Source organism: Bacillus luti, assembly GCF_009739945.1.
GTDB classification, from domain to species: domain Bacteria; phylum Bacillota; class Bacilli; order Bacillales; family Bacillaceae_G; genus Bacillus_A; species Bacillus_A luti.
In genome coordinates this window covers 1342590-1356964 of the sequence record NZ_CP040336.1, presented here as the reverse complement: position 1 = coordinate 1356964, position 14375 = coordinate 1342590, and the positions used below count along the sequence as shown (strand labels likewise).

Below are 14375 nucleotides of genomic sequence, written 5' to 3'. Positions count from 1 at the left end.
CACTTTATTTGATAGAAATCTTTATATTTTTAAAGTTTTCTGATATTTTAACGTAAAGAGGTTTCTTTTCATTCATTTTTTTCCGTAATCTATACTACTTTTTTATTAGATAAAATATATTTTTAAAAAACTGAAAGGAGATTTGAGTAGCCTGTATACGAAACGAAAACACAGAATATAAGTCAAATAGGTGTACTCATATTTTTATGAAGCCAATTACAAGAAGAAATTTTTTAAAAACCGGAATACGCACTTGTCTATATTCATTTATAAGCGCTAGTATCGGATACTATTATGCTAAATATATAGAGCCCCACTGGCTCTCTTTCACACGGCACACACTTACATCACAGCTCATACCAAAAAGTTTTCATGGCATGAAAATTCTTCAATTTAGCGATTTACATCTCGGATACTATTTCTCTCTCCAACATTTATCTCAAATCGTTTCTAAAATTAATGCTGAAAATCCAGATATTGTCCTTTTTACTGGTGATCTCATTGATAATTATCAAACGTATACTGATACTCCTTTCGTTGCAGCCCTTTTAAAAAATATAAAAGCCCCTTTCGGTAAATTTGCTATTTATGGAAACCACGATCACGGTGGATATGGAACTGAGTACTACGATCACATCATGCGTGAATCTGGATTTGAACTATTGCAAAATAAAGAAAAACGAATTCGTTTACTTGATAATAGTGAAATTTCTATTTTGGGGCTTGATGATATACTACTGGGTAAACCAAAAATAGCGGAAACTTTGCAGCATGCTCGGCAAAATATTTATAATATTGTTCTTGTTCATGAACCCGATATCGCGCCGCAAATCGCAACATATCCAATCAACTTACAACTGTCTGGTCATAGTCATGGTGGACAAGTACAAATTCCTTTTCTAGGCGCTATCATTACCCCGGCGCTTGCAGAACACTATATTGAAGGTTTCTATGCAATTCAAGATTTAACTCTCTATGTTAATCGCGGCTTAGGGAGAACTCGCGTTCCATTTAGATTTATGTCAAAACCTGAAATTACGATCTTCACACTACAACATTCGTAACAATTCGCCTATTTTCTTACATATCCTTTCTTGTACGCGCTCATCCATGTTTCGTTTACCATATGATAAAAGTGAGTCCAATAAAGGAGGTTTGTTCATGTATCCATATTATCAGCCAATCCCAGTCCGTTCAGCACCTATTGGTCCAGTAGGCGACTCACGCTTCTTTCCGTTTTTTGGCGTCCCCTTTCTAGCTGGAATTGCTGGTGGATTGCTCGGCGGCGCATTGGCTTTCGGCCCTAGACCGTTTTATCCACCACCTTACCCACCACCAGCACCTTATCCTTGTTACGGTGGACCTTGCCAATCACCATACTATTATTAATGTACTACAACAATTCTACCAATGGTATTTTCTCTCTTAGCCAATCCATTTACATGCTTACAATAAAAACTATTCTCTCTACTCATTCTTCTATTTTGAGAACGTATAATAAGTAGAGAACAAATGAAAAAACCTCTTTTACAAGAGGTTTTTTCATTTGTTCTCATTATTCAGCGTCTGTATTTTGATATGCCATCTTAAACAACTTCACTTGGCTATCAATTTCTTCAGTACTACCATTAATAATATAATAGTAATCACCGTCTTTATTTTGTTCACGCGTTTTCACATTATCAGCTAAAGTAAGCTGTAAAATCGCCTTAATTCTTGCTTTCATTTCAATATCTAAAATTGGGAAGGATATTTCTACTCTTTTCTCCATATTACGTGTCATCCAATCAGCTGAAGATAAATATATTTTCTCCTCTCCATTATGATGGAAATAGTAAATACGGCTATGTTCTAAATATCTGCCCACAACACTAACTACACGAATATTTTCACTTACATTTGGAATACCAGGCCTTAGGCAACATGTTCCTCGAACGATAAGCTCTACCTTTACTCCCGCTTGTGATGCTTCATACATTTTTTTTATTAATGGTTTATCTGTTAATGAATTCATCTTAGCAATAATATAGCCATTTCCATATTGCCTATGATAACGAATTTCTTCATCTATTAAATCCATAAATTGCTCTCTTATATCAAATGGTGCAACCGATAAATGATGAAAATGCGGTTTCGTTGTATAACCGCTCAAATAATTAAAGAAATTTGTTGCATCGACTCCAAAATCTTTTCGTGATGTAATATAGCCAAAATCAGTATATAGCTTCGCTGTTGCATCATTATAATTTCCAGTTCCAAGATGTACGAACCTTTCGATTTTTCCGTTTTTTCTTCGTACAACTAGCGTAATTTTACTATGTGTTTTCAGGTGACTTACACCGTAAATAACATGACATCCTGCCTGTTCCAATTCTTTTGCCCAATGAACATTATTTTCTTCATCAAACCTTGCCTTTAATTCGACCAACACCGTCACTTGTTTTCCTTTTTCAGCCGCTACCTTTAGCGCCTGAATAATTGGAGAATCACCACTTACACGATATAGTGTTTGTTTGATTGCAAGTACATTGGCATCTTCTGCCGCATCACGAACAAAATCAACAACTGGCTGAAACGATTCGAAAGGATGGTGCAATAAAATATCATGCTCGATTGCTTTTTCAAATACATCCTCTTCATCACCTAAATCTTGAGGTGGTTGCGGAATAAGAGCCGGATAAACGAGATGTTCATATAAAGGTGCTAATTTTTTATATAAAGAGAATAAACATGTTAAATCTAACGGTCCATCCATCATGTATACATCTTCATCTCTTACTTCCAACACCTCATACAATAACGCCAATACTCTTTCATCAATATGTTCTTTGCCAACCTCTAAACGAACAGCAGCTCCCCATTTACGCTTTTTCAATTCTTTTTCAATGACTTTCAATAAATCGCGTGCACCTTCTTCATGAATTGTTAAATCCGCATTTCGTGTAATACGGAAGCGAGTAACAGGTGACACTTTATACCCAGTGAATAATTTATGTGTAAAACCACTAATGACATCTTCTAATAAAATAAATTTATGTTTTTGACCTTCACTCGGTAAAAATATGAAGCGTTCAAGTAATGAAGGTACTTGTACAATCCCTAGTTTCGTACGGTTTTCTTCCTCCACTTGCTTCTCATCATATAAAATAGTCGCTAAGTTCAAACTTTTGTTTAGTAACATTGGAAATGGACGATATGCATCGATAGCTACAGGAGTTAACACTGGGAAAATTTGCTCATCAAAGTACTCTTCTATAAATTCTCTCTGCTCTTTCGTCAAATCATGGAATGTTAAACGCTCGATTCCTTCTAATTCAAGTGCTGGCAATACATAATTTTTAAACGTGTTATATTGAATAGTCATTAGTTCATGCGCTTTTATTGCAATTTTATTTAACTGCTTTTTCGGTGTTAATCCTGCTTTATTTTCTGGTTGATTAAAACCCGCACTCACTTGATCTTTCAATCCTGCTACGCGTACCATAAAAAATTCATCTAAATTCGAACTGAAAATACTAATAAACTTTAACCTTTCCAAGAGCGGATTATTTTCATCTTGCGCTTCTTGTAATACACGTTCATTAAATGCTAGCCAACTTAACTCACGATTGTTGTAATAAGCTGTATCATTTAAATTTACTATATTCCCCTTTAACAATTCCATTCTCTTCACTTCCCCTGAAACTTTTTTACTATAATTTAGTTACTTTCATTTTAGCAAATTACAATATTACAAAGTGTAAATTTTTTGTAAAGACATCCGTACAACTTAACGTTTTACTTCAAATAATAAATTAATGTTCGTTTTCAACACTCGTTCTAGCTGCTTTTTTTGCTTTTCAGCTTGCACTTTTTCTGCTAATGCCGATTCCTCACATAAAATTCTAAATGTTAGTCCTTCTTTGTTTTCTGTTATAAATATCGTATCAACAAGCAACCTTTGTCTTACATTTAACGCAGCTGAAAACTGTAAAACAGCTCCTAATAGACGAATCTTTTTTTGTTCACCTTTATCAAACCAACCTTCAAATGGAGATAAATGTTGTTTAAATAACATTTTTGATTTATAAGATGCAATAAGCGCTAATCTCACTCGATCTTTATGCATCATGCCGTCAATCGTTTTATTCGCTAACAAATAAAACGTATGTAAACGGCTCGCTTCATCGTCTATGTATTTTCCTATATTAAATACTTTCGCTGCTTGATGGAATACTTCCCAGTCTTTTTCTGACATGGAAATAAGACCTACTCCTTCAATCTGTTGACAAATCATTCTTCCATGTTTAATGAGTTGAATAACAAACTCCATGTCCATCTCATACTCATGTGATAGTAAATGTAAATTTTCTTCAACTACGTTTGGATAGTATGAAATCCCTAAATCTTTCGTTAATTCTTCATAGAAAACACCTTCTCTTAATCCCTTTCTACTTAATACAAATGCTGGTGCCTCTATAACATTAACAAGTGTATGGAATACCTCGACCGCTGGTACAATTGTATCCGCTCTATCTTTTGCTAAACCTTCCAACTTTTGTAGTTCTACGAACGATAGTTTCTCCAATTCATCTTTTACATTTTTAATATCTTCTTCCTTCATTTTGTATAAATGTAATCCTGCTATAGGGTAACAACTTAAATTTTGATGGATTTTCACCATATTTCTTGCACTACCGCCAATTGCAATAAGAGGCAATTTTTTATTGATTAACCACGGTAATGTCTGAAATTGATATTCTAAATACGTTTGAATCTTCTCTAGCTCATCTTCAGTAGGAATATCCCCTTTAATAAAGTGTTGCTTTAAAGACAGTGCCCCAAAAGGAAAACTATGGTACTCTAAAATCTCTCTGTTTCGGAAATATGTAACTTCAGTACTCCCCCCACCAATATCTACTGTAATTCCTTCAGTGAATGAAGTTGAATTCATAACTGCTAAATAGCCGTAACGTGCTTCTTCATATTCTGATAACACTCTAAGAGTGAAGTCTGTTTGTCCCTCAACAAGTTTTTTAATTTCATATTGATTCTCAGCCTGTCTAATTGTTGCTGTTGCAACACAAAGCACATGATGCAACTGATGGAATCGCGTACTTTCTTGAAATTGAAATAATGTTTGTAACAATACTTCTATTCCTTCTTCAATGAGCACACCGTCGACTAAGTAATTCCTTAACCGAGCAACAACTTTCGTATTTTCTATCTCTTTATAAAAACCCCCGTTTTGCTTTTCATAAATAACTAAACGCATTGTATTGGATCCAATATCTATAATGGCATACTGTTGTTTTAATATTTCTTTCAAACTTCTCACTCTTTCATTATCAAATTTCTAAAACACATTCTATTACTATTATACAAAATAGTTGTTTTTTGTAACAATATTGCTTTAATATTGAAAATATATACAATCACTTTTTGCATATAATAAAAACCTATTTATTTATGGTATAATAATGAAAAATTGAAAGGAGATTCAATATGAAACCTTCACAACCACAATCTCAATTACAAAACCAACATTCTATTAATCGACTAGCTCAATCTATTTTCGTTGTGAATCGTCATGCTAAAGCTGCAACTAATCCTAAATATTTATACTGGTTAAAAAAGACGGCTTTAGAACGTTTAATTACTGAAAAAAAAGCGATTAAAGAAGGACTACATTTTTCTAGAAATCCACGTTTTAGCCAACAACAATCTGATGTTCTTATACGTTTAGGCGATTATTTTTTCCATATCCCTCCTACGAAAGAAGATTTTCGAATCCTACCACATCTTGGTCATCTTGAATCCTCCTATCGAAACCCGAAAACAACCTTATCTTTAACAGTAGCAAAAAAAACACTTCAAGATTATATTGGTCCTGAAGCACTAAAACAAGAAAAAAAATTAAGTGAACCTGTTCCATGGTATAGCCGTACCTATACAAAAAAATAAAACAGTTTGGCCTACGCAAGGCCAAACTGTTTTATTTTTTTTCTTCTTTAATTTTAATATTTGCTTCTTTATAAAAAGCTATTTTTTCTTCGTTGTAAGATTTTGTAAATCCATTAAACTTATCTTTTTCTAATTCAATATCTTTATAAGATTGATTTACAGTCTTTACTTTCTCACTAATATCTTTTAATTTTGCACCCTTATCTTGTAACATTGTATATAATTCTTTTTCTTGTTTTAAAGATTTATTATAGCTGTCATACATCTTGTTAAATGAATCATGTCGTTTTTCATACGTATTTTTCACTTTATCCGCTTGATCTTTCAATTTCTTATCTTCAATCTTCTTCACATACTTATCAGCAGATTTCACTTCTTCTTGTGCTTTATTTAAAGCCTCTTTTTCTTTTGTAAGCACTTTTTCTCTTTCAGCTGTATTTTTCACTGCTTGATTCAGCTTTTCCTTAACGGCCTGATTATTATCTTTTCCCTCTTGAACAATCTGGTTATATAGCTCTTGTCCTTCTTTTTCTAAAGTCTCAAGTTTTTTTGCATCTTCAAACATTGTTTTTTCTTGCTTTGCAGCATTTTCAAATGCAACATATAATTCCTCTTCTGGTTTCGGTCCGAAACAACCGGCTAGTAAAATCATTGATAATGCAGTTACAATTGCTAATTTACTATATTTCAACATCTTTTCCTCCTACTAATAAACGATCATCGTGTAAAAGAACTATGAAATGTATGTACTCTGTTATACACTTCACACTCGCATCTTTTTTACAAAGATCATTGGTATTGTTTATAATGTTTGTACACATGTATTACTTGAAATTACGTTTCATGTCATTCTCTTTGAAATATCTAGCAGCTTCTTATCCATCTTTAAGTAACAATTTACTTTGTACTTTTAAAAACTCATTACACTATGTATTACATGTAAGTACAACGAAATTCATCATACTTATAATAATTTGAAGAACAACAGTAATAATTCACCTGATAAAAGATGATCGTTGGTCTCTCACGTCTATCATTCTATCATTCCCTTTCCCGTTTTCTATCAAATAATCCTTCTGTTCATTTTACACAGTACAAATGCTACATCGCAACAACTTACAAATATTCTTTTTATTTCCTAAAAAGGAAAAGTGTAGAGCATGCTTTCCTCTACACTTTTAAAATGAAACACATTGTGCAAAATGCATTGACACATCCATTATAATTATATGCTTATTTCATATATTTTTAAAGACTTTTATTACAAGAAAAGTTCTTTTTGTAATAAAAGTCAAAAAAATGTTACAATCAAAACTTCTTTATATCATACTTCTTTAAATCAAAGTTTCACTCATTTCCTTGTAAATTTCTATAATGATACAATTGATTTTGCGCCTTTCTTAACAATTCTTCAAAAGTTTTCCCTTCTACTGGATAGCTAGCAGCTCCAAATAATAGCGTCACACTGAGTAAGTCATTTTCAATTTCGCTTTCAATATTTTCCATCAATCGATTTGTTATTGTTGATTTTTCGTGACCATTATCAATCGCTACAATCACATACTTATTTTCATCCCACTTCGTAACAACATCACCTTTCCGAATCGTCTTTACAATGGTACACTCCAATTTTTGTACCAATGCTTCCAATTTTTTTTCTTGTACAGTGTCTTTTAATTCATCCCATCCTTTGATAGAAAGAATATACACTGTAATATTTCGAGAATCCCGTTCAGATAAAGCAGCTACTTTCCCAAAAAAATCAACAACAAAATCGTTGCTTGCCATGCCTCCTACTTCCGTATTCAGACGCCCACTCGCTCTTTTATCGTACCAATATCCAAAATAACAACTTAGTATCATTTGCAATATATAAATAATAAAGACGGTATAAAATGATCGCGAATCCAGTTTTGTAATTACATCCTGAAGTGCAATCCATTCTGTAACTGCCACTGTATTCCCAAGTAATAATCCACTAATTTTCCCTTTATGTTTCATACTTTTCCTCCCTTCTATACCAATATATGTTTCTATAACAATAATGTTTTTCTACAAAATAAAAAATGTACATATTAGGTGTACATTTCCACTTAATCTTGTATACCTTCCCTATTCTATTTCATATATATACTATATATCGTTATTAGAAAGGAGTGGCCTATATGCTACAAAAGGACAATCTATTAGATGCTATGCGTTTACTAGCAGGGTTTCTGTTATCATTAAAATTACTATTTACCTCTTTCGGATTCAACTTTATTACCAACGATCAAATCGACGCTATTGTCAATGTTGTTTCATTTTTATTTATTCTATACTTTTGCTATAAAAATAACTATGTAGGAAAAAAAGGTATGGAACAAAAGAAAATACTCAAAAAACACAACCTTCACTAAAAAAGGAACCTTTCACATAGGTTCCTTTTCGTCATTGGCGCACAACAACTTCATTCGTTTGCAGTGGGCCATACGATACTCCTTCATATTGAAATGTGTATGTAGCCTGAAAGAATGCATTTTTGAGAGCTGTAGCTTTGTTTGCTTTTATTTTACAAATTAATTCCACCTTCTCATTCGGTAATAAATTATCGATTCGCCACCTTACGAGCTGGAATAAAAACTCACTCATCCCCTTATCAACCTTTAAGGAATTTGGAATATATACAAAATAATCTCGAATCATATGACTTACAACAACTCGCGAAATCATTTCAAGTCCTTTATTTTCAACTACAATTTGAATAATAAGTATGTCATTTACATCATAGGTCAGTTCATATGAAAATTTTTCTTTATACATACTACGAATTTGTAATGTTACTGCTACATTAGGAAATTCGTTTTCCTTCTTTGAACCATCAATCCACAATACTGGTTGTAGCGGTATCGAACATCTTCTTTGATCCGAAATTCGTTCCCATATTTTCATAATATATATTCACCTCATTTCAGATGTATCATCCATACAACCTTATTCCGCCTCCTACACAATAAACTACCAAAATTATCAAAATTTGTTACAAAGGATATTTAATATTTCTCTTCCTTTTATCCTATTCGACAATATAAAGAAAAAACCATTTTTCCTCTGTTAACAGAGGGTCTTCTTACTAAAATATTTTTTTACAATTTCCTTCATTGACTTTACAACAATATTAAGTATTGCCTCTCTTTTTCTGCCCATACAAAAAATATTTTGACGGAAGAAAAAGTTTGCCTTTTAGTCAAATTTGACTATAATATTCTTTATGCATGGCAATGTACTTATGTAAGAGGATTCAGGAGAGACTATACTTTAGATTTTTATGTGCTACATTCAAAACTTAATGTAGTTTACTTATTATTAAAGGAGGGTTATATTTGGAAACACAACTATCAAAAAAAGAATCCAACCATACAAAATTTGTTGTTGCTGGTTTACTACTTGGTATTTTAATGGCAGCAATGGATAATACAATCGTTGCGACAGCAATGGCAACGATTGTCGGGGACCTAGGTGGATTTGATAAGTTCGTTTGGGTTACATCGGCATACATGGTGGCAACAATGGCAGGGATGCCGATTTTCGGAAAACTTTCTGACATGTACGGACGGAAACGCTTTTATATTGGTGGACTTATTCTATTCTTATTCGGCTCTGCACTTTGCGGGACAGCTTCAAGTATTGAGCAACTAAGTATTTATAGAGCTATTCAAGGTATTGGTGGTGGTGCTCTTATGCCTATCGCTTTTACAATTATGTACGACATATTCCCACCTGAAAAACGCGGGAAAATGACAGGATTATTCGGTGCCGTTTTTGGAACATCTAGTGTATTTGGACCTTTATTAGGTGCTTATATTACAGACTATATAAGTTGGCATTGGGTCTTCTATATTAATATTCCATTAGGGCTTATCTCCTTCTTCTTCATTACTAAATACTACAGCGAATCTCTAGAATTTAGAAAACAAAAAATTGACTGGGCTGGTGCTATTACACTTGTCGTTAGTATCGTTTGCTTAATGTTTGCATTAGAACTTGGTGGTAAAGAATATGCATGGGATTCCACTGTAATTATCGGTTTATTTACTACTGTTGTTGTTATGCTTATTATTTTCTTCTTCGTAGAACGAAAAGCGACTGAGCCTATCATTTCTTTCCATTTATTTAAAAAACCTTTATTCGCAGCTAGCCAAGGCGTTGCCTTTTTCTACGGTGCCGCTTTTATCATCTGTACCGTGTATATTCCTATCTTCGTTCAAGGTGTTCTCGGTGGTTCAGCCTCAAATGCTGGATTAATTTTAACACCTATGATGGTTGGCTCTGTAATTGGAAGTCAAACTGGCGGACAGTTAGCTTCTCGAACAAGTTATCGTAACATTATGATGGCATCTGGAGTTTTCTTCGTTCTTGGTATTTATTTACTAAGTACTTTAACAATGGACACACCACGTGTACTCGTAACGCTATTTATGGTTCTCGCTGGAATTGGTGTTGGTTTCTCGTTTTCAGTTTTAAGTATGTCTTCTATCCACAAATTAGAAATGAGAGACCGTGGTTCTGCTACATCAACAAATTCATTCTTCCGTTCACTCGGCATGACTCTTGGTGTAACGATTTTCGGCACAATTCAAAATCATATTTTTACAGATAAACTAAACACTGTGTTCCCTGCTGAACTAGCAAAATTAGCCCCAAAGGGTGGCGACACAAGCTTCTTATTATCGCCAGGTGCTACCGATAAAATACCAGCTGAAATATTAACTGGCATTAAAGAAGCGCTCGCTACATCCATTGCAAGTACATTCTTCTGGGCGCTTATCCCAGCTGTACTAAGTATTATTTGTATTTTACTAATGGGAAATGAACGCCTCTTTACAGGACCAAAAACGAAACAAAAACAAAAACAAGTAAGTTAGTCTAGAAAAAAGTAACGGCATATCCTTTATGTAAAAGGATATGCCGTTTATAATATGTATACAAATAAAACTTTAATCAGCCGTTTTTTTCACACCCACTGGTTAGTAGCCTTTACAAAAAGTAATAAAGTTTCTATATAGGAGTTGAGACAGCATGAGTATGAAATTAGTCATTCTCGGCTTGCTGCTCGAGGGGGATAAACATCCATATGAAGTGCAGCATATAATGAAAGAAAGACAAATGGATTGTTATATTAAATATGCAAAAGGTTCACTCTACTACGCCTTCGAGCAATTAGAAAAACAAGATGCAATTCGTATTACAACTATTGTTCGAGATACGAATAGACCAGATAAAACAATCTTTCATATAACAGAAACGGGTAAACAGTTATTTCATACGTTACTATTAAAACAATTCGAAGCCAAAAACCAAATATATAAACCGATTTATTCAGCACTCTCTTTCGCTCAATTTGGTGATGACCAAGAGTTAGTTCCTATCTTAGAAAAAAAGAAAAATGATACCATTCAATATTTACATAACATGCAAACTATATATGATAGTAGCAAAGGACACATCCCACGTGCACAGCGCTATATTTTGCAAAGCGTTATTGAACATATTACAGTTGAATTGCAATGGTTAAACACCCTCCTTACAGATGCGATTGCAGGACGCCTTTCAGAAATTGATATAGATAGAAGTTAAGCCTATAAAGAAGATTTGCTTCTTCTTTATAGGCTTAATCCAAATTTCATTTCAATTTTTATACCTCCATTTACCTCGTTTAATTTTAGAATATTTAAAATAATAAGAAATAAAAACTTTGAAATTTTCTTATTTTAAAACAGTAGACAAAATTCCAAAAATTGTGTTAGAATTTGTTTCAATATCATATCGCTTGTTAAATTCCTTTCAAAAGGAAAATAGGTACACGAACATTTCGTTTCGTGTTTAAAAGGGAAGATTGGTGAAACTCCAACACGGTCCCGCCACTGTAAATGCCGAGATTTCTTTTTGTTGCCACTGTGAAAACGGGAAGGTGAAAGAAATTATAGGAAGCATAAGTCAGGAGACCTGCCTATTTTAACAACACTGATAGATTCACGGATGATGATGAGGTGTTAAACAAAAAGGAAGGCTTATTTTTCTATGCCTTTATGCTTTTTGTTATAAGTATTTCCTAGTAAACGGAAATGCTTACTTTCAATTAGGGAGGAATTTAATAAAATGGCTATTCAAACAAGTAACTTAGGTTATCCACGTATTGGACTACAGCGTGAGTGGAAAAAAACACTAGAAGCTTTTTGGTCCAATAAAATCAATGAAGAACAATTTTTAACAACAATGAAAGAAATTCGCCTTCAGCACGTAAAAGTACAGCAAGAAAAAGGAATTGAACTAATTCCAATCGGCGATTTTACATATTATGATCACGTTCTGGATACTGCTTATATGTTAGGATTTATCCCATCACGTTTTTCTGAGTTTACATCTTATCTTGATGTATATTTTGCAATGGCACGTGGGTCTAAAGATCATGTCGCTTCTGAAATGACAAAATGGTTTAACACAAACTATCATTATATAGTTCCAGAATATGAAGAGGGATTAAAAATCTCATTAAAAGACAATCGTCCACTTCGCTTATACGAAGAGGCAAAACAAGAATTAGGTGTAGATGGAAAGCCTGTTATTTTAGGTCCATATACTTTCTTAAAATTAGCAAAAGGTTATAAACAAGATCAATTTGCTACTATTTTAAAACAATTAGTTGCACCGTACGTACAACTTCTTTCAGAACTACATGCAGCAGGTGCACAAATCATTCAAGTTGATGAACCGATTTTCGCTTCTTTAACGAAAGAAGAAGTTCAACAAGCAAAAGAAATTTATGAAGCTATTCGTAAAGAAGTTCCAAATGCGACTCTTCTTTTACAAACATATTTTGATAGTGTAGAAGAAAACTATGAAGAAATTATTACATTCCCAGTATCAGGTATTGGATTAGATTTCGTTCATGGTAAAGAAGGTAATCTAAATGCTATTTCAAAATATGGATTCCCAGCTGATAAAACTTTAGCTGTTGGTTGTATAGATGGCCGTAACATTTGGAGAGCTGATCTTGATGAAGTTCTTACGTTATTTACAACGTTACAAAAACAAGTCCTAACGAAAGATTTCATCGTTCAGCCTTCTTGTAGCTTATTGCATACACCAATCGATAAAACAGAAGAAACTCACTTATCGACTGAGCTATTTGATGCGTTGGCATTTGCAAATCAAAAATTAGAAGAGTTAGTTCTTATCCATTCCGCTCTGACTCAAGGTACAGAAAGCATTAGTAATGAGTTGGAAACATATCGAAACGTACATCATACAATTCGTTCATCTGCTGCACGTAACCGAGAAGATGTCAAAGCAGCAAGAACAGCACTAAAAGAAGAAGATTTTTCACGTCCTCTTCCATTTGAAAAACGATACGAATTACAACAAGTTGCCCTGAAGTTACCATTGTTACCAACAACGACTATCGGTAGCTTCCCGCAAACAACTGAAGTTCGTCAAACGCGAAAAGAATGGCGTAACGGTATTATTTCAAATGAACAATATGAACAATTTATTGAAAAAGAGACAGAAAAATGGATTCGTTACCAAGAAGAAATTGGTCTTGATGTCCTTGTACATGGTGAATTTGAAAGAACTGACATGGTCGAATATTTTGGTGAGCGCCTTGCTGGTTTCTCATTCACTAAAAACGGTTGGGTACAATCATATGGTTCCCGCTGCGTAAAACCACCTGTTATTTATGGTGATGTAGCCTTTATTAATGGAATGACTATTAAGGAAACTGTTTATGCACAAAGCTTAACAGAGAAAGTTGTAAAAGGAATGTTAACTGGACCTGTTACGATTTTAAATTGGTCCTTCGTTCGAAATGACATTCCAAGAAAAGAAGTTTCGTATCAAATTGCATTAGCTCTTCGTCATGAAATTGAACTACTTGAATCTTCCGGAATTCGAGTAATTCAAGTCGATGAGCCAGCACTTCGTGAAGGAATGCCACTAAAAGAAAAAGATTGGGACGCTTATATTACATGGGCAGTACAATCCTTCCTTTTAGCAACTTCTTCTGTAGCAAATGAAACACAAATTCATACGCATATGTGTTACAGTAACTTTGAAGATATTGTTGATGCGATTCGCGCATTAGATGCAGATGTGATTTCTATCGAAACATCAAGAAGTCACGGTGAATTTATTGATACATTAAAACATACAACATATGAAAAAGGCATCGGTCTAGGTGTATATGATATTCATAGCCCACGTGTACCGAGTAAAGATGAAATGTATAAAATCGTAGAACAATCTTTAGAAGTATGCGATCCTAAATATTTCTGGATTAATCCTGACTGCGGTTTAAAAACGAGAAGAACAGAAGAAGTTATTCCGGCTTTAGAGCACATGGTGCAAGCAGCAAAAGATGCTCGTTCCTTGTTAAAAACAAACGCATAACAAAA

At 33.6% G+C, this 14375-nt stretch carries 12 protein-coding genes and 1 riboswitch; of the genes, 7 read left to right on the top strand and 5 right to left on the bottom strand.

All coding sequences use genetic code 11. The annotated features are described in order from the left end of the window. Positions 1–206 precede the first annotated feature (206 nt). On the top strand, positions 207–1064 hold the full coding sequence (locus tag EUC40_RS07110) for a metallophosphoesterase (RefSeq protein ID WP_098662734.1): 858 nt from the start codon (positions 207–209) through the stop codon (positions 1062–1064). 97 nt (positions 1065–1161) lie between these two features. Then, complete coding sequence (locus tag EUC40_RS07105) at positions 1162–1389, top strand: hypothetical protein (RefSeq protein ID WP_156574241.1); 228 nt, start codon at positions 1162–1164, stop codon at positions 1387–1389. Positions 1390–1555: 166 nt separating this feature from the next. Here the strand turns inward: EUC40_RS07105 and EUC40_RS07100 are convergent, their stop codons facing one another. Both EUC40_RS07100 and EUC40_RS07095 read right to left on the bottom strand, forming a co-directional pair. Beyond that, the gene (locus EUC40_RS07100; RefSeq protein WP_156574239.1) at positions 1556–3664 is read right to left on the bottom strand and encodes a polyphosphate kinase; all 2109 of its coding nucleotides are present in this window, start codon (positions 3662–3664) and stop codon (positions 1556–1558) included. Positions 3665–3769: 105 nt separating this feature from the next. Then, positions 3770–5317 carry a Ppx/GppA family phosphatase gene (locus EUC40_RS07095; protein ID WP_244322182.1) on the bottom strand — a complete coding sequence of 516 codons (1548 nt, stop codon included), beginning with the start codon at positions 5315–5317 and terminating at the stop codon, positions 3770–3772. 167 nt (positions 5318–5484) lie between these two features. Between EUC40_RS07095 and EUC40_RS07090 the strand changes: the two genes are divergently transcribed. Then, positions 5485–5943, top strand: coding sequence for a YkyB family protein (locus tag EUC40_RS07090; RefSeq protein ID WP_000804868.1), 459 nt, complete (start codon positions 5485–5487; stop codon positions 5941–5943). Positions 5944–5974: 31 nt separating this feature from the next. On the opposite strand, the gene EUC40_RS07085 is transcribed toward EUC40_RS07090, so the two are convergent. Together EUC40_RS07085 and EUC40_RS07080 are read right to left on the bottom strand one after the other, a co-directional pair. Next, complete coding sequence (locus tag EUC40_RS07085) at positions 5975–6637, bottom strand: YkyA family protein (protein WP_156574235.1); 663 nt, start codon at positions 6635–6637, stop codon at positions 5975–5977. A gap of 653 nt (positions 6638–7290) precedes the next feature. Next, positions 7291–7944: a diguanylate cyclase domain-containing protein gene (locus EUC40_RS07080; RefSeq protein ID WP_156574233.1), complete on the bottom strand. Its 654-nt coding sequence runs from the start codon at positions 7942–7944 to the stop codon at positions 7291–7293. Between the two features lie 164 nt (positions 7945–8108). Between EUC40_RS07080 and EUC40_RS07075 the strand changes: the two genes are divergently transcribed. Continuing rightward, a complete protein-coding gene (locus tag EUC40_RS07075; RefSeq protein WP_071713158.1) occupies positions 8109–8342 on the top strand; it encodes an SPP1 phage holin family protein in 234 nt (77 codons plus the stop codon). 31 nt (positions 8343–8373) lie between these two features. Here the strand turns inward: EUC40_RS07075 and EUC40_RS07070 are convergent, their stop codons facing one another. After that, a complete protein-coding gene (locus tag EUC40_RS07070) occupies positions 8374–8874 on the bottom strand; it encodes a hypothetical protein (RefSeq protein WP_000707102.1) in 501 nt (166 codons plus the stop codon). A gap of 431 nt (positions 8875–9305) precedes the next feature. Here EUC40_RS07070 and EUC40_RS07065 point away from each other — a divergent pair, with 431 nt between their 5' ends. The 3 genes from EUC40_RS07065 to metE all read left to right on the top strand — a co-directional run bounded on the left by EUC40_RS07065 (position 9306) and on the right by metE (position 14370). After that, positions 9306–10847: an MDR family MFS transporter gene (locus EUC40_RS07065; RefSeq protein ID WP_156574231.1), complete on the top strand. Its 1542-nt coding sequence runs from the start codon at positions 9306–9308 to the stop codon at positions 10845–10847. Positions 10848–11001: 154 nt separating this feature from the next. Beyond that, complete coding sequence (locus EUC40_RS07060) at positions 11002–11559, top strand: PadR family transcriptional regulator (RefSeq protein ID WP_000062056.1); 558 nt, start codon at positions 11002–11004, stop codon at positions 11557–11559. A 203-nt stretch (positions 11560–11762) separates the two neighbouring features. Then, positions 11763–11950, top strand: a riboswitch (cobalamin riboswitch). Between the two features lie 131 nt (positions 11951–12081). Then, positions 12082–14370: a 5-methyltetrahydropteroyltriglutamate--homocysteine S-methyltransferase gene (metE, locus tag EUC40_RS07055; RefSeq protein ID WP_071713155.1), complete on the top strand. Its 2289-nt coding sequence runs from the start codon at positions 12082–12084 to the stop codon at positions 14368–14370. Positions 14371–14375 lie beyond the last annotated feature (5 nt).

Coding starts and splice junctions, on each gene's coding strand:
- EUC40_RS07075 (WP_071713158.1), top strand. CDS start 8,109: ATGCTACAAAAGGACAATCTATTAGATGCTATGCGTTTACTAGCAGGG.
- EUC40_RS07060 (WP_000062056.1), top strand. CDS start 11,002: ATGAGTATGAAATTAGTCATTCTCGGCTTGCTGCTCGAGGGGGATAAA.
- EUC40_RS07090 (WP_000804868.1), top strand. CDS start 5,485: ATGAAACCTTCACAACCACAATCTCAATTACAAAACCAACATTCTATT.
- metE (WP_071713155.1), top strand. CDS start 12,082: ATGGCTATTCAAACAAGTAACTTAGGTTATCCACGTATTGGACTACAG.
- EUC40_RS07110 (WP_098662734.1), top strand. CDS start 207: ATGAAGCCAATTACAAGAAGAAATTTTTTAAAAACCGGAATACGCACT.
- EUC40_RS07070 (WP_000707102.1), bottom strand. CDS start 8,874: ATGAAAATATGGGAACGAATTTCGGATCAAAGAAGATGTTCGATACCG.
- EUC40_RS07105 (WP_156574241.1), top strand. CDS start 1,162: ATGTATCCATATTATCAGCCAATCCCAGTCCGTTCAGCACCTATTGGT.
- EUC40_RS07085 (WP_156574235.1), bottom strand. CDS start 6,637: ATGTTGAAATATAGTAAATTAGCAATTGTAACTGCATTATCAATGATT.
- EUC40_RS07100 (WP_156574239.1), bottom strand. CDS start 3,664: ATGGAATTGTTAAAGGGGAATATAGTAAATTTAAATGATACAGCTTAT.
- EUC40_RS07080 (WP_156574233.1), bottom strand. CDS start 7,944: ATGAAACATAAAGGGAAAATTAGTGGATTATTACTTGGGAATACAGTG.